This window comes from Methylobacterium sp. CM6244 (genome assembly GCF_054817885.1).
In genome coordinates this window covers 1,783,259-1,805,845 of sequence record NZ_CM139247.1, presented here as the reverse complement: position 1 = coordinate 1,805,845, position 22,587 = coordinate 1,783,259, and the positions used below count along the sequence as shown (strand labels likewise).

The 22,587-nt window shown below is 66.4% G+C and carries 20 protein-coding genes; 9 read left to right on the top strand and 11 right to left on the bottom strand.

Going from position 1 to position 22,587, the window contains the following annotated elements:
- Positions 1-243 precede the first annotated feature (243 nt).
- Positions 244-711, bottom strand: coding sequence for a MarR family winged helix-turn-helix transcriptional regulator (locus ACYQML_RS08320; protein ID WP_056423669.1), 468 nt, complete (start codon positions 709-711; stop codon positions 244-246).
- A 351-nt stretch (positions 712-1,062) separates the two neighbouring features.
- Between ACYQML_RS08320 and ACYQML_RS08315 the strand changes: the two genes are divergently transcribed.
- Complete coding sequence (locus tag ACYQML_RS08315; RefSeq protein WP_156467661.1) at positions 1,063-2,208, top strand: type II asparaginase; 1,146 nt, start codon at positions 1,063-1,065, stop codon at positions 2,206-2,208.
- Positions 2,209-2,231: 23 nt separating this feature from the next.
- Here ACYQML_RS08315 and ACYQML_RS08310 read toward each other — a convergent pair whose 3' ends face one another.
- On the bottom strand, positions 2,232-3,152 hold the full coding sequence (locus ACYQML_RS08310; protein ID WP_056423667.1) for a bestrophin family protein: 921 nt from the start codon (positions 3,150-3,152) through the stop codon (positions 2,232-2,234).
- Positions 3,153-3,664: 512 nt separating this feature from the next.
- Between ACYQML_RS08310 and ACYQML_RS08305 the strand changes: the two genes are divergently transcribed.
- Entirely contained in the window at positions 3,665-5,641 is a 1,977-nt protein-coding gene (locus tag ACYQML_RS08305) for an acyl CoA:acetate/3-ketoacid CoA transferase (protein WP_056161468.1), read from the top strand.
- Between the two features lie 200 nt (positions 5,642-5,841).
- Positions 5,842-6,828, top strand: coding sequence for a M10 family metallopeptidase C-terminal domain-containing protein (locus ACYQML_RS08300; protein ID WP_461235268.1), 987 nt, complete (start codon positions 5,842-5,844; stop codon positions 6,826-6,828).
- Between the two features lie 13 nt (positions 6,829-6,841).
- Here ACYQML_RS08300 and ACYQML_RS08295 read toward each other — a convergent pair whose 3' ends face one another.
- Positions 6,842-8,158, bottom strand: coding sequence for a UDP-glucose dehydrogenase family protein (locus ACYQML_RS08295; RefSeq protein WP_461235267.1), 1,317 nt, complete (start codon positions 8,156-8,158; stop codon positions 6,842-6,844).
- 307 nt (positions 8,159-8,465) lie between these two features.
- Here ACYQML_RS08295 and ACYQML_RS08290 point away from each other — a divergent pair, with 307 nt between their 5' ends.
- The 4 genes from ACYQML_RS08290 to ACYQML_RS08275 all read left to right on the top strand — a co-directional run bounded on the left by ACYQML_RS08290 (position 8,466) and on the right by ACYQML_RS08275 (position 11,758).
- Positions 8,466-9,563 (top strand): iron ABC transporter substrate-binding protein, encoded by a 1,098-nt coding sequence (locus tag ACYQML_RS08290; protein WP_461235266.1) that lies wholly within the window; start codon positions 8,466-8,468, stop codon positions 9,561-9,563.
- Positions 9,560-10,600, top strand: a complete 1,041-nt coding sequence (locus tag ACYQML_RS08285) for a FecCD family ABC transporter permease (protein WP_461235265.1) — start codon at positions 9,560-9,562, stop codon at positions 10,598-10,600. Before ACYQML_RS08290 ends, ACYQML_RS08285 begins: the two co-directional genes overlap by 4 nt.
- The gene (locus ACYQML_RS08280; RefSeq protein ID WP_461235264.1) at positions 10,597-11,370 is read left to right on the top strand and encodes an ABC transporter ATP-binding protein; all 774 of its coding nucleotides are present in this window, start codon (positions 10,597-10,599) and stop codon (positions 11,368-11,370) included. The genes ACYQML_RS08285 and ACYQML_RS08280 overlap by 4 nt, the downstream gene beginning before the upstream one ends.
- A gap of 67 nt (positions 11,371-11,437) precedes the next feature.
- Positions 11,438-11,758 carry a hypothetical protein gene (locus ACYQML_RS08275; RefSeq protein WP_461235263.1) on the top strand — a complete coding sequence of 107 codons (321 nt, stop codon included), beginning with the start codon at positions 11,438-11,440 and terminating at the stop codon, positions 11,756-11,758.
- A gap of 100 nt (positions 11,759-11,858) precedes the next feature.
- Here the strand turns inward: ACYQML_RS08275 and ACYQML_RS08270 are convergent, their stop codons facing one another.
- From ACYQML_RS08270 to ACYQML_RS08260, 3 genes are all read right to left on the bottom strand, one after another.
- Positions 11,859-13,034 carry an MFS transporter gene (locus ACYQML_RS08270; protein WP_461235262.1) on the bottom strand — a complete coding sequence of 392 codons (1,176 nt, stop codon included), beginning with the start codon at positions 13,032-13,034 and terminating at the stop codon, positions 11,859-11,861.
- A 241-nt stretch (positions 13,035-13,275) separates the two neighbouring features.
- Positions 13,276-15,243 (bottom strand): ABCB family ABC transporter ATP-binding protein/permease, encoded by a 1,968-nt coding sequence (locus ACYQML_RS08265; RefSeq protein WP_461235261.1) that lies wholly within the window; start codon positions 15,241-15,243, stop codon positions 13,276-13,278.
- A 129-nt stretch (positions 15,244-15,372) separates the two neighbouring features.
- Positions 15,373-17,052 carry a LysM peptidoglycan-binding domain-containing protein gene (locus tag ACYQML_RS08260; RefSeq protein ID WP_461235260.1) on the bottom strand — a complete coding sequence of 560 codons (1,680 nt, stop codon included), beginning with the start codon at positions 17,050-17,052 and terminating at the stop codon, positions 15,373-15,375.
- Positions 17,053-17,266: 214 nt separating this feature from the next.
- Between ACYQML_RS08260 and ACYQML_RS08255 the strand changes: the two genes are divergently transcribed.
- Positions 17,267-17,863: an LOG family protein gene (locus ACYQML_RS08255; RefSeq protein WP_461235259.1), complete on the top strand. Its 597-nt coding sequence runs from the start codon at positions 17,267-17,269 to the stop codon at positions 17,861-17,863.
- Positions 17,864-17,920: 57 nt separating this feature from the next.
- Here ACYQML_RS08255 and ACYQML_RS08250 read toward each other — a convergent pair whose 3' ends face one another.
- The 5 genes from ACYQML_RS08250 to dctP all read right to left on the bottom strand — a co-directional run bounded on the left by ACYQML_RS08250 (position 17,921) and on the right by dctP (position 21,654).
- Positions 17,921-18,238: a BrnA antitoxin family protein gene (locus ACYQML_RS08250; protein ID WP_461235258.1), complete on the bottom strand. Its 318-nt coding sequence runs from the start codon at positions 18,236-18,238 to the stop codon at positions 17,921-17,923.
- Positions 18,235-18,510, bottom strand: coding sequence for a BrnT family toxin (locus ACYQML_RS08245; protein WP_461235257.1), 276 nt, complete (start codon positions 18,508-18,510; stop codon positions 18,235-18,237). Before ACYQML_RS08245 ends, ACYQML_RS08250 begins: the two co-directional genes overlap by 4 nt.
- Positions 18,511-18,644: 134 nt before the next feature.
- On the bottom strand, positions 18,645-19,997 hold the full coding sequence (locus tag ACYQML_RS08240) for a TRAP transporter large permease (RefSeq protein ID WP_056423642.1): 1,353 nt from the start codon (positions 19,995-19,997) through the stop codon (positions 18,645-18,647).
- Complete coding sequence (locus ACYQML_RS08235) at positions 19,994-20,638, bottom strand: TRAP transporter small permease (protein ID WP_056423640.1); 645 nt, start codon at positions 20,636-20,638, stop codon at positions 19,994-19,996. Before ACYQML_RS08235 ends, ACYQML_RS08240 begins: the two co-directional genes overlap by 4 nt.
- On the bottom strand, positions 20,635-21,654 hold the full coding sequence (gene dctP, locus ACYQML_RS08230) for a TRAP transporter substrate-binding protein DctP (RefSeq protein ID WP_056423638.1): 1,020 nt from the start codon (positions 21,652-21,654) through the stop codon (positions 20,635-20,637). The genes ACYQML_RS08235 and dctP overlap by 4 nt, the downstream gene beginning before the upstream one ends.
- Positions 21,655-21,820: 166 nt before the next feature.
- Here dctP and ACYQML_RS08225 point away from each other — a divergent pair, with 166 nt between their 5' ends.
- Positions 21,821-22,477 carry a GntR family transcriptional regulator gene (locus tag ACYQML_RS08225; protein WP_056423636.1) on the top strand — a complete coding sequence of 219 codons (657 nt, stop codon included), beginning with the start codon at positions 21,821-21,823 and terminating at the stop codon, positions 22,475-22,477.
- The last annotated feature ends 110 nt before the right edge of the window (positions 22,478-22,587 follow it).

Sequence of the window (22,587 nt, the reverse complement as noted above, 5' to 3'; positions counted from 1 at the left end):
CACGCGGGAACGGGCAGGCGGAGAGAAAGGGAAGACCCGATGCGCCGCATGGCACGATGCCGGACGTGGCCGGCCTTTAACGGTAAATGAACGCTTACCTCAAGGTAAAACTTATCCGGCAAACCATATCGATAGCATAGGATAATAAGATGATATCGGAACGGAGCGTACAGCGCGATTGTGACAGTGCGACCACGACGGGCGGTCGACCGAACGGCGTCTCGGCCATGCCGGAGACGGCCTTCAGCCGGCGACGCTGAGGTTCTCGATCAGGGCATTCAGGTCGGCCCGCATAGCCTGCACCTCCGGCTCTGACATGTTGAGCTGGCACATCACCGATTCCCGCACGAGCCGTGCCTCGGCCCGCAGGTCGCGCCCCTGCTGGGTCAGTTGGATCTCGACTTCGCGCTCGTCGCTCTGTCGCCGATGACGGATCAGGAAACCTGCGGTTTCGAGCCGCTTGAGAACGGGCGTCAAGGTTCCGGAATCGAGACGCAGCCGGCGACCGATATCCGACACCGTGACACCGTCGGTCTCCCAGAGGACGAGGAGGACCAGATATTGCGGGTAGGTCAGCCCCATCCGCTCCAGCATCGGGCGGTAGGACCGGGTGATCCGGTGAGCGGCAGCGTAGAGGGCGTAACAGAGCTGATTATCGAGCAGCAAAGGGTCCGTCGTGGAGCCTGTATGCTCCTCCGGAGCGTCGACCATATACACCACGCGATCTATCCCCGGATCAAGCCGGCGCGATGCCCAAGCGGCGTCATCGGTTCCTCGCGCTTGGGTCTCGTACGTCGTACCGGGCCGTGACAGCCCACAACACGAAAGTCTCGCCATTTCATTCCGATTGCAAGCATTTACCCGATCGGTGAAGCGGACCCATGCTTCGATCGCGGCAGGCGGATGCGCCGGATCGGCCGAGCCGGGCAGCAGGATCGCCCCTCCAGTTACGATGTCGAAGGAATGACGCCGGAACAGCCTGTGACCGCCGCCTTTTTGGCCTGGGCGTGAGCGGGGGGAGCGGCCACAATGCCGTCCTCCCGCCTGTGACAGGATACCACGATGCAGCTTGTTCCTCCCGCTTACCGGCCCACCGGTCGTCCGATCGCCTTCGCCCTGGCTCTGAGCGTCGGATTGTCCCTCGCGCCGCTCCCAGCCATCGCTCTCGAAGGCCCGGCACCGGCCAAACCCGGTGAAGCGGCGGCCCCGGCCACGACGACAAAGCCCCGCGTGGTCATCGTCGCCACGGGCGGCACGATCGCGGGCGCGGGTGCGGATGCCGCCAACAGCGCCACCTATCAGGCGGCGAAGGTTCCGGTGGATAAGCTCATCGCCGCCGTGCCGGCCATCGCACAGGTGGCTGAGGTACGCGGCGAGCAGGCGTTCCAGATCGCCTCGGAGAGCTTCACCAACGCACAGTTGATTCAGCTCGCCAAGCAGGTCTCCGCCCTGGTCAAACGCGACGACGTGGATGGAGTGGTCATCACCCACGGCACCGACACCGTGGAGGAGACGGCCTATTTCCTCGACCTCGTGGTCAAGACCGACAAGCCCATCGTCATGGTCGCCTCCATGCGGCCCTCCACGGCGATCTCGGCCGATGGCGCCCTCAACCTTCTCGATGCCGTAGTGGTGGCTGGCGCGAAGGATGCCCGCGCCAAGGGCGTGCTCCTCACGATGAACGACGAGATCCAGGCCGGACGCGACACCACCAAGCGCGTCAACATCAAGCCCTCGGCTTTCTTCAGCCAGTGGGGACCCCTCGGCATGGTGGTGGAGGGCAAGACCTATTGGTTCCGCGCGCCGGTGAAGCGCCACGGCACCACCTCCGAGTTCGACATCGATTCCATCGATACCCTGCCGGACGTCGCCATCGTCTACGGCTCGGGCAACATGCATCCCGAGCCCTACACCTCCGCCGTCGCCACCGGCGCGAAGGCCATCATCCATGCGGGCACCGGCAACGGCTCGGTGGCCGGCTACCTCGTCGACACCCTGAAGGACATCCGCTCCAAGGGCGTGCAGATCATCCGTTCGTCCCGCGTCGGCGACGGCTTCGTCCTGCGCAATGCCGAGCAGCCGGACGACAAGTACGATTGGGTCGTCGCCCACGACCTCAACCCGCAGAAGGCCAAGATCCTCGCCGCCGTGGCCCTGACGAAGACGCAGGACACCAAGGAGCTTCAGCGGATCTTCTGGGAGTACTGAGCCTCCACCGCTCGCGCCACGTCTCAGCGCAGGAGGAAGCCCTCCGGCGCGAGAGGCGGCGGCGCGGGTTCACCCAATGCGTCGAGGACGATCCCCTCCACGACGCGGACCAGCGCGTCGAGAGGAAGATCGTTGGGCTCGGTGCCGAACGGGTCCTCCAACTCGTCTCCGAGGGCATCGAGGCCGAAGAACGTGTAGGCGACGAGTGCCGTCACGAGCGGCGTCACCCAGCCCAGCGTGCCCGCCAGACCGAAGGGCAGGAGCAGGCAGTAGATCCAGGCCGTCCGGTAGAGAAGCAGGGTATAGGCGAAGGGCAGCGGGGTGCCCTGGATGCGCTCGCACACGATCTGGACCTGGCCGAGAGCCGCGATCTTCTGCTCGAGGAAGCCGAACTGGATGTCGGTCAGAGCACCGGCCCGCTGTGTTCGTCCGAGATCGGCCGTGAGGTGCACGAGCACGGCGTCGGCGATGCTCGGGCGGTCGCGAAGGGGCGCGGCCTCCGCCTCGGACAGCCAGGGGGTTGCGGCCGCCACCTCGTCCTCGCGCCGCATTTGCGCGTGGAGGGCCTTGGCAAAGCCCATCACGCGTTTCAGTGCGCGGCTTCGCAACGCGTCGTGCCGCTCCTCGGGCAGGAGCGCCATCAGGAGCCGGGCGAACGCCCTCGCTTCGAGGATCAGCGTTCCCCAGGCTTTGCGCGCCTCCCACCAGCGGTCGTAGCAGGCGCCGTTGCGGAAGCTCAGGAAGATCGAGAGAGCCAGCCCGACCAGGGTGAAAGGCCCGATCCCCGCGCTCATCGGGAAAGGATGGGGCCAAGCCCGCTCGACAGCCACGACGACGATGGCCGCCACGGTGATGAAACTCACCTTCAGCGCGACCCGCGGCAGGATCGAGCCCTGGAGCGTGAAAAGCACCGCCATGAGATTGGGACGCGAACGGACGATCATCGACGACTTATGGTTTCGTTGGGGGGATCACCGGTCGAGGCCAAGGACCGGCATCCCCGAGCCTGCGTCACCTAGCGGCTCCCGGCAAGGCAAGCTCTCGTGACGAACGCGGACCAGCGACGAACCGCCCCAACGTCGTGCGTTCGAATGAGAGACACGAGGTTGGAACCGACAACGGTGGAACGAATCGCCACCAAAATTCGAAATGTTGAATACTTTCGACCTTCCCGCACCGCACAAGTGTTCAGCCAATGATGGCGAGCCCTAAGGATTAGACGCAATCCTCACTGATCACTGGAAATGCCGGCAGTCCGGACATGAAAACTCGGGCTAACGCTGCACTGCAACAAGACGCGAACGCCGCGACTGGCGCTAGACCGGACCCTTGCGAAAACTGGACCGTATCTTTACGCTGCCTGCGCCAAACAAGACTTCTTCATCCACGGCATTATGCAAAATATCACTTGCGTTAGGGCCGGGATGCGGGAGGCGCTCTGAGGATAGACCGGTCGATGAAGAAAAATAAGGTGATCACGGCCGAGGAGGCGATCGCCCTCATCCGGCATGACGACGTCGTCACCACGACGGGGTTCGTCCAGAGCTGCATCCCGGAGGCGCTCCATGCCGCCCTGGAGAAGCGCTTCGTCGACACGGGCGCCCCGCGCGGCCTGACCCTGATCATGACCGCCGGCGCCGGCGACAGCAAAGGCCTCGGCACCGGCCGCCTCCACCACGAGGGCCTGCTGAAGCGTGTCATCGCCGCAAATTTCGGCCGCATGCCGAAAGTGGCCAAGGCCGCCCAGGACAACAAGATCGTCGGCTACAACCTGCCCCAGGGCGTGATCTCGCAGCTCTACCGCGCCTGCGCCGCCGGCCAGCCCGGCCTCTTCTCCAAGGTCGGCCTGCATACCTATGTCGATCCGCGCCATGGCGGCGCCCGCGTGAACGAGGTGACGACGGACGAGATCGTCAAGCTCGTTGAGGTCGATGGCGAGGAATGGCTGTTCTACACCGCCACCAAGATCGACGTCGCCTTCATCCGCGGCACCTCGGCGGACCCGGCCGGCAACATCTCCTTCGAGAAGGAGGCTCTCACCCTCGACTGCCTGGCCCAGGCCATGGCCGCGCGAAACAATGGCGGCATCGTCATCGCGCAGGTGGAGCGCATCGTCGATGACGGCTTCCTGCTGCCCAAGGACGTGCGGGTGCCGGGCATCCTCGTCGATTGCGTGGTGCTGGCCGAGCCAGAGATGCACCGCATGAATTACGGCGTGCAGCACGACGCGGCGCTGGCCGGCCAGATCCGCGTGCCGGTGAGCGGCATGAAGAAGATGAAGCTCGACGCCCGCAAGATCATCGCCCGCCGCGCGGCTTTCGAATTGCCGCCGAACGGCGTGGTCAATCTCGGCGTCGGCGCTCCCGAGGGCATCTCGGCAGTGGCCAACGAGGAGAAGGTGACGCCCTACATCACCCTCACCACAGAGGCCGGGGCCGTGGGCGGCGTGCTCGCTTCCGGGTCGAGCTTCGGCGCGGCGACGAATGCCGATTGCGTCATCGACCAGAACCAGATGTTCGATTTCTACGATGGCGGCGGCCTCGACATGACCTGCCTCGGCATGGCCGAGTGCGACCAGCACGGCAACGTCAACACCAGCGCGTTCGGCGGCAAGCTCAACGGCTGCGGCGGCTTCATCAACATCAGCCAGAACGCGCGAAGCGTCGTCTTCGCCGGCACCTTCACCGTGGGCGGCCTGGAGACCACGATCGAAGACGGCAAGCTCAAGATCGTCACCGAGGGACGCTCGCAGAAATTCCTGCCGCAGGTGGAGCAGATCACCTTCAGCGGTCCCTATGCGCAGAAGCGTTCGCAGCCGGTGATCTACGTCACCGAGCGTTGTGTCTTCCAGCTCACCGACGAAGGGCTCGAACTCATCGAGGTGGCACCGGGCATCGATATCGAGCGCGATATCCTGCCCCATATGGGCTTCACGCCGATCATCAAGCACCCGGCGCAGATGGATGCGCGACTGTTCCGGGACGAGCCGATGGAGCTCCTCTCGGACCTCCTCAACCTCAACCTGCCGGAACGGGTCAGCTACGACGCCGAGCGCAACATCCTCTTCCTCAACCTCGAAGGCTGGCACGCCCGCATCAAGAGCGACATCGACGACCTGCGCAAGGTCCTGGTCGATGCCTGCAAGAAGGCCGGCCAACGGGTCAACTCGGTGGTCAACCATGACGGGTTCCGCATCAACGAGAACCTGTACGACGATTACGCCAGCATGATCCAATACCTGTCGGCGAACTACTATCTCACCACCACGCGCTACGCGACGAGCGCCTTCCTGCGTCTCAAGATGGAAGAAGCGCTCAACAATCGCGGCCTCGCCCCGCATGTCTTCGAGCGCAAGGAGGACGCTCATGCCTTCCTCGACGGCATGGACCGCAAGGTGCGGCGCGCCTCTACGGCCATCGACGCGGCGGCGTGAGAAATGCCGCCTCCGGGTAAGGCTCGGAGGCGGCGTGCCGCTCGGGATGAAGTGCAGCGTCATGCTGCGGCGACCGACCGCTCCGCCCACAGGGCGGATGCTCGGCCTTAAGCCTTTCTCAGGTTTCGATTGCAATCACATCATCGACACCGCCTGCTCCTCTCGGGGAGCGGGCGAACACGGTGATGGAGAGTGCGTCCGTGGTTACGATCAAATCCTCACTGCCTTTGGATGCGCATACGATCGACATTTATTCGTATGACGATCAGGTCAGCTATTCCCATCAGGTCGAGACGGGCTTTCGCGCCTCGCTGAGCGAGGACATCTTCTTCGACATCGTCGGCTCCGGTTTCTCCTACGAGGCCGGCCCCTACCCCGCCACCGGCATGACCAACGGCGTCACCCTGTACTTCGGGGACAGCACCTTGCTGGAGATCCAGGGTCTGGCGATCACGGCTGATCAGGCTCTCATCTATCGCGAGCAGGATGCCGGGAGCGTTCGGGCCGCGATTCTCTCGGGCGACGACACCCTCACCGGATCGAAATACGCCGATCTCCTCGATGGCTATGCCGGGGCGGATTCGATGACCGGTGGCGGTGGCGACGACGTCTACATCGTCGACAGTATCGGCGACCGGGTGTTCGAGCGTCCGATGGCGGGCAGCGACCGCGTCGAAGCCTCCATGTCCTTCTCCCTCGGTAAGCAGTTCATCGAGAACCTGACCCTGACGGGGAACGCGGCCATCAACGGCACCGGCAACACGCTCGACAACGTGCTTCTCGGCAACGATGCGGCGAACAAGCTCAAGGGTGGCGGTGGCGGCGACATCCTCGTGGGCGGCGCGGGTAAGGATACGCTCACGGGCGGCGTCGGCAACGACACCTTCGCCTTCTGGGCCATCTCGGACAGCCTTGCCGGCAAGACTTACGACACGATCACGGATTTTACTTTGGGCCAGGACCGGATCGACCTCTCGGCGATCCAGGCGATGACCGGTGCCGAGGGCGACCAGGGCTTCACCTTCATCGGCGATGCCGCCCTCGCCCAAGCCGGAGACCTGCATATGCGGGTGTCCGGAAGCTCCGCGTTCCTCGAAGGCGATGTCGACGGGAATGGACGGGCCGATTTCCAGATCCTGTTGAAGACCATCGTCGGCGGCCTTCAGGCGAGCGACTTCATCCTCTGATCCCGCGGGCGGTTCACGCCTCCGGTGTCGGCACGCCGATGCCGACATAGTGGAAGCCGTGGCGGGCCACGTCCTCGCCCCGGTAGACGTTGCGCAGGTCCACTACCACCCGGGCGGCCATGCTCTCGGCGAGCAGCGCCCAGTCGAGGGCGCGGAAGGCGTTCCACTCAGTGACGATGACGAGGGCGTCCGCCCCTTCGGCGCAGGAATAGGGGTCGTCCGCATAGGCGATGTCGGGCATCAGGTGCTTCGCGCCCTCCATCCCCTCCGGGTCGTGCGCGCGGATGCGGGCGCCGGCATCCTGCAGGCCGGCGACGATGGAGAGGGACGGCGCGTCGCGCATGTCGTCGGTATTCGGTTTGAAGGTGAGGCCGAGGAGCGCGATGGTCTTGCCCCGCACCGAGCCGCCGCAGGCGGTGACGATCTTGCGCGCCATCGCCCGCTTGCGCTGGTCGTTGACGGCGACCACCGCTTCCACGAGCCGGATCGGCGTGCCGCAATCCTGCGCGGTCTTCACCAGCGCCAGCGTATCCTTGGGGAAGCAGGAGCCGCCATAGCCCGGACCCGCATGCAGGAATTTCGAGCCGATGCGATTGTCGAGGCCGATGCCCCGCGCGACCTCTTGGACGTTGGCGCCGACCTGCTCGCAGAGATCGGCGATCTCGTTGATGAACGTGATCTTGGTGGCGAGGAACGCGTTGGCGGCGTATTTCGTCAGTTCCGCCGTGCGGCGGCCCGTGACGAGGATCGGCGCCTGGTTGAGATAGAGCGGGCGGTAGACCTCGTTCATGACGCCGGCCGCGCGGGCATCGTCCGCCCCGATGACGATGCGGTCCGGCCGTTTGAAATCGCCGATCGCCGCACCTTCGCGCAGGAATTCGGGGTTCGACACCACGGCGAAATCCGCATCGGGCCGCGCTTCGCGGATGATGCGCTCGACCTCGTCTCCGGTACCGACGGGAACCGTGGATTTGGTCACCACCACGGTATAGCCAGTGAGCGCTGCGGCGATGTCACGGGCCGCCGCATAGACGTAGGAGAGATCGGCGAAGCCGTCGCCCCGCCGGGACGGCGTACCCACCGCGATGAACACCGTGTCGGCGGCGGCGACCGCGCTCGTCAGGTCGGTGGTGAAGGTCAGCCGGTTCTGGCGGACATTGTCGGCCACCAGCGTGTTGAGGCCCGGTTCGAAGATCGGGATACGCCCCTGCTCGAGCGCCTCGATCTTGGCCGGATCGTTGTCGACGCAACAGACCGTGTGGCCGAAATCGGCGAAGCACGCACCGGAGACCAGGCCGACATACCCCGCGCCGATCATCGCGATCTTCATCAGGCTCTCTCCTCGGCCGCCTCGATCGGGCGTCTCGACCAACCGTCTCTCGCCGCCGGCGGTGACAGATCCATGACGGATCGGGCGCTTGCCATCCTCGGCCCCACCGGACCGGGAGGATGGCGGACCATCACGTCGGCAGGTCTCGCTGCCTTCACCTCCGCCGGGCGGATCGATGGACCGGGGCTGTATAGCAGCCCCTCGCGGATGACAAACGGGAGGCCGGTTCGGTCTCTCCAGGTCTCGGGGCGATCCCGACGCGTGCGTCGCGGAGCGCGGCGCCCGCCGCCATGATACGATATCGGCCATGATCCTTCGCTTCATCCCGCCGGCCGCCGGCCGCAGACAGGTTTCGTCCCGCGCGACGCAGGTGCTCGCAGCCGCCGCGATGGCTCTGATGGGCCTCGTCTTCACCGTAGAGGCAGGCGCTGCCCGCCCCTTCGTCGATGCGGCCGGGCGCAAAGTGGAGGTGCCGGAGCGCGCGCGCCGCATCCTCGCCGCCGGTCCGCCGGCCTCGGTCCTGCTCTACACACTGGCGCCCGAAACCATGATCGGCTGGGTCCGCGCCCCCTCCCCCGACGAGGCCGCCCTCCTGACGCCGGAGACGCGCGGCCTGCCCGCCTATGGCCGGCTCACCGGCCGGGGCAACACCGCCAATGTGGAGGCCGTGCTCGCCCTGAAGCCTGACCTCATCATCGATGTCGGCAGCACCGCGCCCACTTACGCGTCGCTCGCCGATAGGGTGCAGACGCAGACGGGGATTCCCTACATCCTCCTCGACGGCAGCATCGACCGGACTTCCGAGACCTATGCCAAGCTCGGCGATCTGGTGGGAGCGCAAGAACGGGCCGGGGATCTCGCCGCCCATGCGGAGGCGATGATCGCCGAGGTGAAGGACCGGATCGCTTCGATCCCCGCCGACAGACGACCGCGCGTCTACTACGCTCGCGGGCCACGCGGATTGGAGACGGGGGTATCGGGCTCGATCAATACCGAGATCCTCGACCTGGCCGGCGCCCACAACGTCGCGGAGGGCGGGGGCGCCACGGGGCTCACCACGATCTCGCCGGAACAGGTCCTGGCCTGGGACCCCGACGCCATCGTCACCCTCGACCCGGCTTTCCATCGGACCATATCCACCGATCCGCTCTGGAGCACGCTACGGGCCGTTCGCGCCGGCCGGGTCTACCAGACGCCGCGCCTGCCCTTCGGCTGGTTCGACTCGCCGCCGGGAATCAACCGCCTGATCGGCCTGCGCTGGCTCGCGGGCCGGCTGTATCCCGACCTCTTCCCCGAGCCGATGGAGAGCATCACGCGCGATTTCTACACGCGCTTCTACCACGTGGGCCTCGACGCGGCGCAGCTGGAAACCCTGCTGAAGGATGCAGGGGCGGCCCGCCCGTGACAGCCTCCTCCCTGGCAGCCCGGCCCGCCTTGCGCCTCGCCGTGACGGGCGTACTCCCGCTCATCGCGCTGGTGATGCTGGTCCTGGTGTCGCTGGCGACGGGCAAGTACTCCGTGCCCGTCGCCGATGTAGCGCGCATCCTCTGGGCGAAACTGCTCGGGCTGACCTCTTCCATCGATCCGACCGCGCAGATCGTCGTGCTGCAGGTGCGCCTGCCGCGCGTGGCGGCGAGCCTCGTCGTCGGCGCTGCCCTCGCTGCGGCGGGCTCGACCTACCAGGGCCTGTTTCGCAATCCCCTGGTCTCGCCCGATATCCTCGGCGTCTCGGCGGGGGCGAGCCTCGGTGCCGTGCTCGGCATCTTTCTCTCGCTCCCCGTGGGTGCGATCCAGCTCCTCGCCTTCGCCGGGGGATTGCTCGCGGTGGGCGCAGTCTATGCGGTGGGCCTTGCGGTGCGGCGGCACGATCCGGTGCTCACCCTGGTGCTGGCCGGCGTCGCCATTGGAGCGGTGCTGGGCTCCGCGATCTCGCTGCTCAAGGTGCTGGCCGACCCCTACAACCAGCTCCCCGCCATCACCTACTGGCTGCTCGGCAGCCTCGCCTCCGTCAGCCTCGGCGATGTCGGCGCGATCCTGCCGGCCATGGTGCTCGGCCTGCTGCCGCTCGTCCTGTTCGCCTGGCGGATGAACCTGATGAATCTCGGCGAGGAGGAGGCCCGTGCGCTGGGCGTGGAGACGCGCCTGCTGCGCCCGCTCTTCATCGCCGCCGCGACGCTGGTGACCGCCGCCGCCGTCTCGGTCACCGGCGTGATCGGCTGGATCGGCCTCATCATCCCGCATGTGGCGCGGCTGATCGTCGGGCCGGATTTCCGCCGCCTGCTGCCGGCCTCCCTGCTGATGGGGGCGGGCTATCTCCTCGCGGTGGATCTCGTCGCCCGCACCGTCGCGCCCATCGAGGTGCCGCTGGGCATCCTCACCGCGCTCATCGGCGCACCGTTCTTCCTCTGGCTCCTGGCCACCGCGAAGGGGGGCTGGGCGTGAGCCTGCAGGTCCAGAACCTCGCTTTCGGCTACGGCGCCAAGCCCCTCGGCGAGGGCATCGGCTTCACCTTGAAGGCGGGCGAGGTGCTCGGCCTTCTGGGCCCGAATGGCGGCGGCAAGACTACCCTATTCAAGACCCTCCTCGGCCTGCTTCCGGCCCAGGCGGGGCGGATCCTCCTCGACGGCGAAGATGTGGCGACGTGGTCGCGGGCGCGGTTCGCGCGGAGCGTCGCCTACGTTCCGCAGGCTCATGCCGCCTTCTTCCCCTTCAGGGTTCAGGACGTGGTACTGATGGGGCGGGCGAGCCGCCTCGGTGCCTTCGCGGCCCCCGGCAAAGCGGATGCGGCGATCGCCTTCGAGGCCCTGGCAACCCTCGGTATCCGGCACCTGTCCGAGCGGCGTTACACGGAGATCAGCGGTGGCGAGCGCCAGCTCGTCCTCATTGCCAGGGCTCTAGCCGGGGAGCCGCGCTTCCTCGTCATGGACGAGCCCACCGCCAGCCTGGATTTCGGCAACCAGGCCCGCGTCCTCGACCAGGTGCGACGCCTGAAGGAATGCGGCATGGGCGTCGTTCTCTCGACGCACGACCCCGACCACGCCTTCCTCTGCGATCGGGTGGCGCTCCTGCATGAGGGCCGGCTCCTGGCGCTCGGCAGACCGGAGGAAGCCGTCACGCCGGAGACCCTGCGCCTCCTCTACGGAGTCGACGTCGCCATCGTGCCCCTGCCGGGAACCGGGCGCTTCGTCTGCACGCCGATCCTGCCCCGCTGACGTGGCACACCTGTGGCCACCCGCGCGTTGCCATGCCGACCTACCGCGATGATGGGACGGATGCCCGATGCCAGTGCTGGAGACCCCCGACGGCCGCTACATCGTCGTCAAGGGACGTCTCTGGCGGCGCACCAATCCGAACTTGAGCGAAGAGAAGCGGGAGCACCTCGTCAAGGCATTGATGGATGCGCGGCGCGCGGTGAAGGTGGCCAAGCGCTCGGGCGACGAGGCCGATATGAAGCGCGCCCGCGCGGCGGTCGACGCCGCCAAGCACGGTCTGGGCGAACGCGGCCCCGTTTGGTGGACGGACGGCACGCCCGACCAGAACCGCCGCATGGTCGCAAACACGACCTATGCCGAGTGGTATGCGAGGCTGGAGGCGACGTAGCGGAACCATCGCGTCATCCCACGATCGCTTCCGTCAGCATCGACGATGCGGGGCATGAGATTCCGATTTGCGCGAGCCGGCGACGTCGGGAAGCGGAGCTTCAGCGCGCGAGAAGCTTTGCGCTGAAGCTGCCGACGCACAGGATCACGAGGGCGCAGAGGGCGAGCGCGGTGAACTGGCCGAGTCCCTGGAGAGCTGTGCCGAGGATCGCCACGCCGAGAGCCTGGCCGCAGAAGAACGAGAAGGCGTGGAGCGAAACCGCCGAGGCGCGGGCCGTCGGTGCCACCTCGGTGACCTGCACCTGGAAGGTGTTGTGGAGCATGTAGAAGCCGAGGCCCAACGCCACCAGGGCCGCGCAATCCACCTGCCAGCTTGCCGCGCTGCCGATGACCAGAAGGGCACCGGCGCAGATCGCGCCTCCGCCGATCAGCATCCGCCGCATCCCGAGGAGGCGCAGGAGCACGGCGACGAAGGCCGAGTAGAGCAAACCACCGGCGGCGAAGCCCGCCAGTGCCAGCCCGGCCTCGCGGGGGCCGCCCTCCCCCCGCGCCTCGATCAACGGCGCGAGATGGGGAAAGATGCCGAAGACTGCGATCGCCTCCACGAAGACGGCGATGAACAGGACCCGCGCACGGGGGATCGCGACGATGGTGCGGTAGCGGGCCACCGCTTCGTCCAGCGCGAAGCGTTTGGGTGCCGCGCCGGCCGCCCATTCGAAGCCGAGGATCGCAGCCGCACAGCCGAGGGCCGCCACCACCGCCGTGATGGCGAAGACGCCCTTCCAACCGACATCGGCCTCGATGAGACCGGCGAAGGTCGAGCCGGACAATTGGCCGAGGATGACGGCGACGAGGAACCGGCCGATGGCGACCTGTCGGCGCTCCAGCGGGATACGGTCGCCCATCAGGGCGAGCGCCAGCGGAATGACGCCGCCCGCCGCCGCGCCCGCCATAATGCGGAGCCCGAACAGCACGGTGAGATCGGCCGAGACCGCGCATCCGGCAAGCGCCAGGGTGAGGATGCCGAGACAGACCGCGATGACCCGTTCCTTGCCCAGCGAATCCCCGACCGGCCCGAGGATCGGCTGGATCAGCGCATAGGGCAGCGCGAAAGCCGTCGAGAGAAGCGCCACCGTATGCGGATCGCTCTGCAGATCGCGGGCGAGCACGCCGACAAGGGGCTCGATGGCACGTCCGGCAAAGGTGCTGGCGAAGCCGGCGAAAGCCAGGATCACGATCAGGCGCGTGGTCGAGAAGGACGTTTGCGCTACGGGCATACACACCCTCGAAACGGGGACGATCCGGTCGACCCTCGTACGAGCGTCCGCACGGGTGTTTTCCATACGCGGATCATGACGGCAACGCGCGATGCGCCTGGTATCAGGCTTTCGCCGCCAAGGTATCGGCGAGATCGACGATCGGCTCGCGCCAGGCGAGGGGCCGGAGCGCCGCCTCCAGCGTGTGGAACACGTAGCCGGACACGACGACAGATGATTACGTACCGCCCCTTGCGATACGTTATTCGGCGGGCATCGGCTCGGGTACGACGGGCCTTTTCGGTTGAGGGGCCACACGCTCCACCGAGGGCAGGACCTCGTCATCGACCCGCTCCTCCTCGGCGCGCTTGAGGATCTCTCGGGCCTCGTCGGCTTCGCGCTGGCGGCTCCAGAGGGAAGCGTAGACCCCGCCGAGATCGAGCAGGGTCGGGTGGTCGCCGCGCTCGACGATGACGCCCCGGTCGAGAACGATGATTTCGTCGGCATTCACCACCGTCGACAGGCGGTGGGCGATGACCAGGGTGGTCCGACCGCGGCTGACCTTGTCGAGGGCGTCTTGGATCTCGCGCTCGGTGAAGGAATCGAGGGCCGAGGTCGCCTCGTCGAGGACGAGGATCGGCGGACCCTTCAAGATCGTACGGGCGATGGCGACGCGCTGTTTCTCGCCGCCCGAGAGCTTCAGCCCGCGCTCGCCCACCGGCGTGTCGTAGCCTTCCGGAAGGGCGGAGACGAACCGGTCGATCTGGGCGAGGCGGGCGGCCTCGCGCACCGCCTCGTCGCTCGCATCCCACTGGCCGTAGCGGATGTTGTAGCCGATCGTGTCGTTGAACAGCACGGTGTCCTGCGGGACCATGCCGATGGCGGCCCGCAGGCTGCCCTGCTCGACGGAGGCAATGTCCTGGCCGTCGATGAGGATGCGGCCGGATTGCGGCTCGTAGAACCGGAACAGTAGGCGCGACAAGGTCGATTTGCCCGCCCCCGACGGGCCGACGATGGCAATCGTACGCCCGGCCGGCACCTCGAAGCTGACGCCGCGCAGGATCGGCCGTGCCGGATCGTAGGCGAAGCGCACGTCCTCGAACCGGACCACACCGGTCGAGACCGCGAGAGGTTTGGCGCCGGGCCTGTCGGCGATTTCCGGGTTACGATGCAGGATCCGGAACATGTCGTCGATGTCGATCAACGCCTGTTTGATCTCGCGGTAGATCATGCCCATGAAGTTGAGCGGCATGGAGAGCTGGATCAGCATGGTATTCACGAGGACGAACCCGCCGAGCGTGGTTCGCCCGGCCATGATGTCCCGCGCGGCGAGCCACATCACCACCGTCATGCCGATGGTGAAGATCAAAGCCTGACCGGCATTGAGCACGGCGAGCGAAACGTAGGTCTGGGTCGACGCTGTCTCGTATTTGGCCATGGAGCTGTCGTAGCGTTCAGCCTCGCGGCGTTCGGCACCGAAATACTTCACGGTCTCGAAATTGAGCAGCGAATCGACCGCCTTGGTGTTCGCGTCGGTATCCGAGTTGTTCATCCGCCGGCGGATCTCGATCCGCCATTGCGTCGCCTTCCAGGTGAAGGCGAGATAGGCGGCCACCATGACGAAGACGACGAACGAGTAGAGCCAGTCGAACTCGTAGGCGAGAACGCCGATCACCAGCACGAACTCGACGATGGTGGGAACCAGCGTCAGCACCATCAGGCGCGAAAGCTCTTCGATGCCGCCGCGGCCGCGTTCGAGCACGCGGGTGAGGCCCCCGGTCTTGCGCTCCAGATGGAAGCGCAGGGAGAGCCGGTGCATGTGCTCGAAGGTCTGGAGCGCGAGGCGACGGACCGCATGCATCGCCACCTTGGCGAAGAGCCCGTCGCGCACCTGGGTGAGCAAGGCCATGATCACCCGCGACAGGCCGTAGAGCCCGATCATCAGCATCGGTGCCGCGAACAGGCCCGTGGGGAGCGTGGCGCCGAGGCCGTCCTTGTCCCCCACTGCCGCCACGAGGGCGTCGGTCGCCCATTTGAAGGTGAAGGGCGTCAGCATCGTCACGAATTTCGCGACGAGGAGGAGGCCGAAGGCGAGGAAGACGCGCCGCTGCAGGTCCGGCCGGGTATGGGGCCAGAGATAGGGCCACAGGCGCCGATACGTGGCGAACAGGCCGGGACGCTCGGGCGGCGTCGTGCCGCCGTTCGCCACGGCAGTGGGATCGGTGCTCATTCAGACAGACTCGGGAGGATGAACCGGGAGTGGACGAACTCAGCCCCCGATATAGTCTCTCGAACCGTTCCAGACAGGCACCCGGCGGCGCAGGGCCGGGCTGCAGACTGCGCGGTACCGCACCTCGTCTCAGCTACGACGCTTGTCCTCAGGCAGAGTCGACGCGCTCTCGGACGGCACGACGAAAATCTGGCCGGGATAGATCAGATCGGGATTACGGATCTGCGGCTGGTTGGCGTCGAAGATCACCGTGTACCGGGTCCCCCTTCCATAGACGCGCCGACTGATTTGCCAGAGGCTGTCGCCGCGCGTGATCCGAGCCGTGTTGATCTCCGGCACGAACACATTCTGCGGCGCGGCCGAGGGCTGGCTCGCCGGGACCTGAGCAGATGTCGCGCCAGCCTCGCCGGTGGTGGGTCCCGGCTGCGACCGGCCGATCGTCATCGGAGACGCAGGCGCGCTCGGCGTGGCATCCTGCGGCGCCCCCTGAGCCAGACGCTCGGACGGGGATGGAAGGGTCCCGTATCCCTGGGCTCCGGCGAACTTGGCATGCGTCCTCGCCGCCAGCGCCGCGCTTGGCAAGGGCTTGTTCGGAAGAGCGGGTAGCGTCAGGGCCGCCACGCCGTTGGCCGGCGCCTCCTGCCCGATGCCGAGAGCAGGCTTCGCCGCGTTCGGCATGGCGAAGCCGACCTCGGACCGGTTCTTCACCTTGCCGGAGACCGGATCGACCTGATCGATGCGGATCCGATAATCCCCGGGGGCGACGCCGCGCCCGATCGTGAACGAGACACGCCCGTCGGCGCCGACACTGCCGGGGGCGATCAGCGTGTCGTTGATGTAGAGGCGCACGGTGGCACCGGCCGGCGCTTGTCCGGTCACGAAAAGGCGGCCGCCCTCCTCCGCATCGACGCTGACGACCTTGACCGGCACGGCATCCGGCTTGGCCATTTCAGACCTGGCATCCTCAGGCTTGCCAGCGTCAGACTTGCCACTACCAGACTTGGCGCTGTCGGTTCGGCCCGCGAGAGCCTTGCCGACGCTCCCCTTTGCGGCATCGGCGGAAGCCCGGCCCGCAGCGCCGGCCGGGGCCGGATCGCTGTCCTTCCGTACGTTCCCCGCCACCTTGGCCGCAGCCGCATCCGTCGGACGATCCGGCTGCGACAGGACGACAGTAGGTTTGTCGGGCGAAGTCAGAGCGATGAGCGGTTTGGTGGTACGGTCGGCGGACACCACAACCATGACGGTTTCCCGCGCCTGACGACCTTGTCCGTCGGCCCCGATGGAACTCAGCGTGATCTCGCTGCTACCGGCGGGGAGCGCAGGCGGGACGATGGCAAACTGGCCGGACGGGTCGATGAGCGCACGGGCAATCGGATGGTTGTCGCGCAGCATCTCGACGGTGGTGTTGGGCGTTCCGCGACCGGCGATCACGGTCTCGCCTGTCGGCTCGACGCGAATGATATCGAAGGTCGGGGCCCGCGCCTGGTCCTGCGCGGCGGATGGATTGCCCGTCTGTCCGGTGGCGCCCCGCCCCCCGGACGGCGACTTTCCCGGCGTCGTCGAAGCCCCCTCCTCGCGGCGCACGGGCGGAGTCACCGGCGAGCCGGCGGCCGCGGGCGATTCGGCCGCTCGCGATTCCGGCGTGCTGGTCTCATTCGACCGGGGCAGCGCCGCCGCGGCCACGGGCTGCTTGTCGCCCTGAACGCGCTTGACCATCTCGCCCGCGCCGAACAGCACGACGACCAGGGCGAATCCGGCCAGCAGGCCGCCGCCCGCGAGAATCAGGCCTCGCCGCCATTCCGCCGTCATGGCACCGCTCTCCTCAAATCCATCGACTTTGCGGCAGATAACATCGCCGGGTTTCGACTCTGGCTGTCGACAAAGCGTCGATTGATGGCGACATACTAGCCGACATGATCTCAACACCAAATCGCGCTTCCCCCCGAAAGGCGGGATCATTCACGAAATCAGCAGTTTGGCCCCTTGGCGGTGCCTGTCTGCCCCTCACCGTGGGAGGCTCGTCATGGCCGCGGTGAAGAATGTCTGCGTCTATTGCGGCTCGGGCTTCGGCGGCGATCCGGCCTTCGCCGAGGCCGCGGCGACGCTTGGCCGCGCCCTGGCGGATGCCGGGCTCGGCCTCGTCTATGGCGGCGGCAATGTCGGGCTGATGGGCACAGTCGCGCAGGCAGTGCTCGATGCCGGCGGCCATGTCACTGGCATCATCCCCGACTTCCTGAAATCGCGCGAGCGGATGCTCGACGACATCCAGGAGACGATCGTCGTCGGCGACATGCATACCCGCAAGCGCCTGATGTTCGAGCGGTCGGACGCCTTCGTGGCGCTGCCGGGCGGCATCGGAACCCTCGAGGAACTCGTGGAACAGCTGACCTGGGCGCAACTCGGCCGGCACAAGAAGCCGATCCTGCTACTCTCGATCGCCGATTTCTGGACGCCGCTGCTGACGCTCCTCGACCACATGCGCGACCAGGGCTTCATCCGCGAGGGGCTGGAGCTGAACTACCTCGTGGCCAAAGACGCCGCCGAGGTCATCGCCTTGCTGCGCACCGAATCGACGGAGACCTCGCCGGAGGCGGAGGCTTTCGTGACCGAGCGGCTCTGACGGCAGAGCCACGCAGGTCGGGGGCCTTGATCCAAATCGGCATTTCGGCTCGAGGTTCTAATCCTTGGCGGCTTCGCGCAGCATCGCCTGCCGCAGGATCGCATTGAGTTTGGTCTGATAGCCGCGGCCGCCGGCTTTCAGCCAAGCCAGGACGTCGGCATCGACCCGTGTGGTAAGCTGCATTTTGACCGGTCGGTAGAACGGGTTGCGGACGGCACCCGCGAAGAAGGTCTCCGTGAGCGGTGGGATATCAGACCGGTCGATATCGTCATCCGGCAAGGCGGCCAGCGCTTCGATTTCGGCTCTCTCCGCAGCGGTGAGAGCCGGCGGATGATGAGGATCGAATTCAAATCCGACGTGATCGTTCTTGCTCATAGAACCTCCGTTCCCGTCGATCCGCCACCCGGGCCGAGATGATCCGGATTGTCTCCGAACCGTCCTCCTCGTCCGTGACGGTGTGCGACCGCCAGAACCAGCAATCCGTCGACGAGACCGACGGTCAACCAGCGGCGCTCGCCGCCTTCGATCCGATCCTGCTCCATGAGCGCGTATGGATCGGCGAAGACGCGCGTGGCGATCGCGAAGGTGACGCGGTGCTTTCTGAGATTGCTCGCGGCTTTGACCGGGTCCCAGATGAAACGCAGCATCACCGCCTCGGTGTAACGACACTATTGTAATTACATCGAGGCGTCAGGTCGAGATGAACCAGCCTGTTCCGGACGCCGAAAGGCGGTCCGGACTGTTAGGGTCCGAACCGCCCGTCGCCGACCGCTCTGAATTCCTACCGCGTCGTCGGCAACAGCCAGTTCGGGAGCCACATGGCGATCCCGGGGACGAGGCAGAGGATCAGGATCGCCACGGCCATCAGGATCACGAAGGGCAGCGTGCCCCAGATGATGTCCTTCAGCGGGATGTCGGGGGCGATGTTCTTGATGACGAAGATGTTGAGGCCCACCGGCGGGTGGATCAGACCCATCTCCATGGTGATGGTCATCACCACGCCGAACCAGACGAGGTCGAACCCGGCGGCCTTCAGCGGCGGCAGGATGATCGGCGCGGTCATCAGGATGATCGAGACCGGCGGCAGGAAGAAGCCGAGCAGGATCACGAGGCCGAGGATCGTCACCAACAGCACCCATTTGGACAGCTGCATCGCCACGATGGCGGCCGCCGCCGATTGGGAGATGTGCAGGTAGCTCATCACGTAGGCGTAGAGGAGCGACATGCCGATGATGAGCATCAGCATGGTCGATTCCCGCAGTGTTGCGGCGAGGATCGGATTCACGTCTTTCGGGCGCCAGACGCCGTAGATGATGGCGATGAGCCCAAGGGCCAGCAGGCCACCAAGGCCCGCCGTCTCGGAGGGCGTGGCATAGCCGCCATAGAGCGCCACCATCACGCCGGTGAGCAGGATCACGAAGGGCAGCACGCGCGGCAGCGTCGAGAAGCGCTGGCGCATGCTGTAGGTGTCCTCGGCCAGGATGGCCGAGGCGGTGCCGTGACGCTCGTAGGCGTCCTTCGCGGCGGCGTATTCCGAGCGGAAGCGATAGACCGACCAGGCTGCGAACAGCCCGACCAGCAGCATGCCCGGCCCGATGCCGGCGAGGAACAGGCGTCCGAGCGACTGCTCGGCGGCGACCGCGTAGAGGATCATGGTGATGGAGGGCGGCAGCAGGATGCCGAGGGTACCGCCCGCCGCGATGATGCCGGCGGCGAAGCCCGGCGAGTAGCCGCGCTTCCTCATCTCCGGGATGCCCGCCGAGCCGATGGCCGAGCAGGTGGCGGGCGAGGATCCCGCCATGGCGGCGAAGAGCGCGCAGGCGAAGACGTTGGCGATGCCGAGGCCGCCCGGAATCTTGTGCATCCAGGCATGCATGGCCGAGTAGAGGTCCTGACCCGCCCGGCTACGGCCGATGGCTGCGCCTTTCAGGATGAAGAGCGGGATCGACAGGAGGGTGATGGAGGCCATCTCCTCGTAGACGTTCTGCGCCACCGTATCGAGGGAGGCGCCGGGCATGAAGAAGAACATGAACGCCAGCGCCACGAAGCCGAGCGCGAAGGCGATGGGAATGCCGGCGAGCATCGCGCTGAGCGTGGCGCCCGCATAGAGGAAGCCGATGGCCGCGACGCTCATGGGTGGGTGCCCGTCTTGAGGGAAGGTGCATTGAGATCGGCGCCGAGGCCGACCTTCGGATTGGCCCAGCCGGCCGCGCGCGGGCCGTAGGTCAGCGCCTCGATGATCTGCAGCAGGAATTGCAGGCCGAGGAAGGTCATCCCCACCGCCATCAGCGCGTAGGGAATCCACAGGGGCGGGCCCCAGGAGGATTGCGAAACCTGGCCGTCCACCCAGGCCTCGTGCAGCAGCGTCCAGCTCTTCCAGGCGAAGAACGTGACGAACACGATGCTGATGATGTCGGCCATCAACAGGCGGGCGCGGTTCACACGGGGCGAGAGCAGGCCGCTCAGGGCCTCGATCGCCACGTGGCCGCGCTTGGCCTGTACGGCGGCGGCGGAGAAGAAGGTGGCCCCCACGATGAGGAACACCGCCATCTCGTCCTGCCAGTCGGTGGGCTCGTGAAGGGCGTAGCGCACGACCACGCTGTAGCTGAGCACGAGGCAGGCACAGACCAGGGCAATGCCGCCGAGCAGCATGATCACCCGGTTGATGGCCTTCATCCCCCTGTCGAGATGCCCGAGAATCCCGGGAATCCGGGGTTCGGGCGCGGCCGTGGCGGTCTCGGAAGCGGCCGAGGCCGCGTCGAAGGCGTGGCTCACGAGACCTGCTCCGCCAGCTTGAGGAGCTCGGCGCAGCTCGCGGACTTGCCCGCGAAGTCCTTCCAGGCGGTCTCGCGGGCGATGTCGCGCCACTGACCAAGGGTCTTCTCGTCGAGGTTCTGAACCTTGGCCCCGGCCTTGGTGAAAATCTCCTCGACCTTGGTGTCGTCCGCCTTTGCGCCGGCCTGCCCGAAGGGTTCGAGTTCGGCTCCGATCGCCATGATGAGATCCTGCTGGTCCTTGGGCAGGCGGTCGAACGCGATCTTCGACATCATGATCGGCTCGAGCATGAACCAGTAGGAGCGCTCGCGACCCGAGGTGAGAGACTTCGACAGTTCCTCCAGGCGGAACGAGATCAGGCTGGTGGAGGAGGTGATCACCGCATCGCAGGCGCCGGTCTGCATGGCGGCGTAGGACTCGCTCGACGGGATCGACAGGGTGGCCGCACCCGCCTGCTTCATCATCAGGTCCATCTCACGCGAGCCGCCGCGCACCTTGAGGCCCTTGGCATCCGCCGGCGCGTAGAGGGGACGCTCGCGGCTGGCGACGCCGCCCGATTGCCAGACCCACGACACGAGGAGGATGCCCTTCGAATCGAGGATCTCGGTGATCTTCCGACCGACCGGCGCCTTCTTCCAGGCGATGGCCTGCTCGTAGGAACTCACCAGCGCCGGCATCAGGCCGATATTCATCTCGGCCACCTCGCCGCCCGCGTAAGGAGACGGGTAGAGCGACAGGTCGAGCGCGCCTTTGCGCATGGCACCGAACTGGGCGTTCGTCTTCATCAGGGACGAGCCCGGATAGACCTGCACCTCCAGCGCGCCCTTCGACCGCTCGGCCAGCATGGCGGCGAACTTCCGGCACATGCGATCGCGGAAATCGCCCTCATCGATCGTGCCGCCGGGGAACTGGTGGGAGAGCTTCAGGGTGGTGGCCGCCTGTGCCTTCAACCCCATCGACAGGATGGCGGGGGCGGCGAGGCCGGATGCGACGAGGGCGCGGCGTGTCAACGTCATGGCGTCTCTCCCATGCGGACCTTTGCGGTCTCGCTGTATTGCGGCGCAACATTTATACTGCAACGCCCGTTCAATATACCAGCGAACTATGTCTTGTATATTTTGTCAACGCCCATGAATAATAGCGAATGCGAATTTCGATTGGAAACACAAGGGTGGAATCGCTATGAGCCGATCGCTCAGCCTCCGGCAGACGATCGAGACGGAGATCGTGGATGGCCGGTTGGCCCTCGGCTCCCGCCTCGATGAGACCGAGCTTGCCGAGCGCTTCGGAGTCTCGCGCACGCCGATCCGTGAGGCTCTGCTGCAACTCGCGATGACCGGCCTCGTGGAGATCAAGCCGCGCCGGGGTGCCATCGTGAGCGCCCCCGATCCTGAGTTGCTCATCGCCATGTTCGAGACGATGGCAGAAATCGAGGCCTCATGCGGCCGGCTCGCCGCGCGCCGGCTGATTCCGGCCGACGAGAAGGCCCTGAAACAGGCTCTCGCAGCCTGTGCCGTAGCGGCGGCGGATGGCGACCCCGAGACCTACTACCAAGAGAACTACGTCTTCCATACGGTGATTTATCGGGCCTGCCGCAACGACTTCCTGTGCGAGCAGGCGCGGCTCCTGCACCGGCGCCTGACCCCGTTCCGCCGGATGCAGTTGCGAGCGCGCCACAGGCTCGGGCAATCCCTCGCCGAGCACGAAGCTATCGTCGCCGCCATCGTCGCCGGCGACGAGATCGCAGCGGCGGACCGACTGCGTGCCCACGTCATCGTACAGGGGGACCGCTTTTCCGATCTGGTGGTCAATCTGCGCTCGATCAACAACGCAGCGTGAGATCGGCCTGATGACAACAGTCGATGTCTCTCAGGAGGCTTTCGGGCGGGGGCAAAACAATCATTAGGGATTGCCCCCCATGGTTACGGCGCTCTTGCACAGACTCGCTC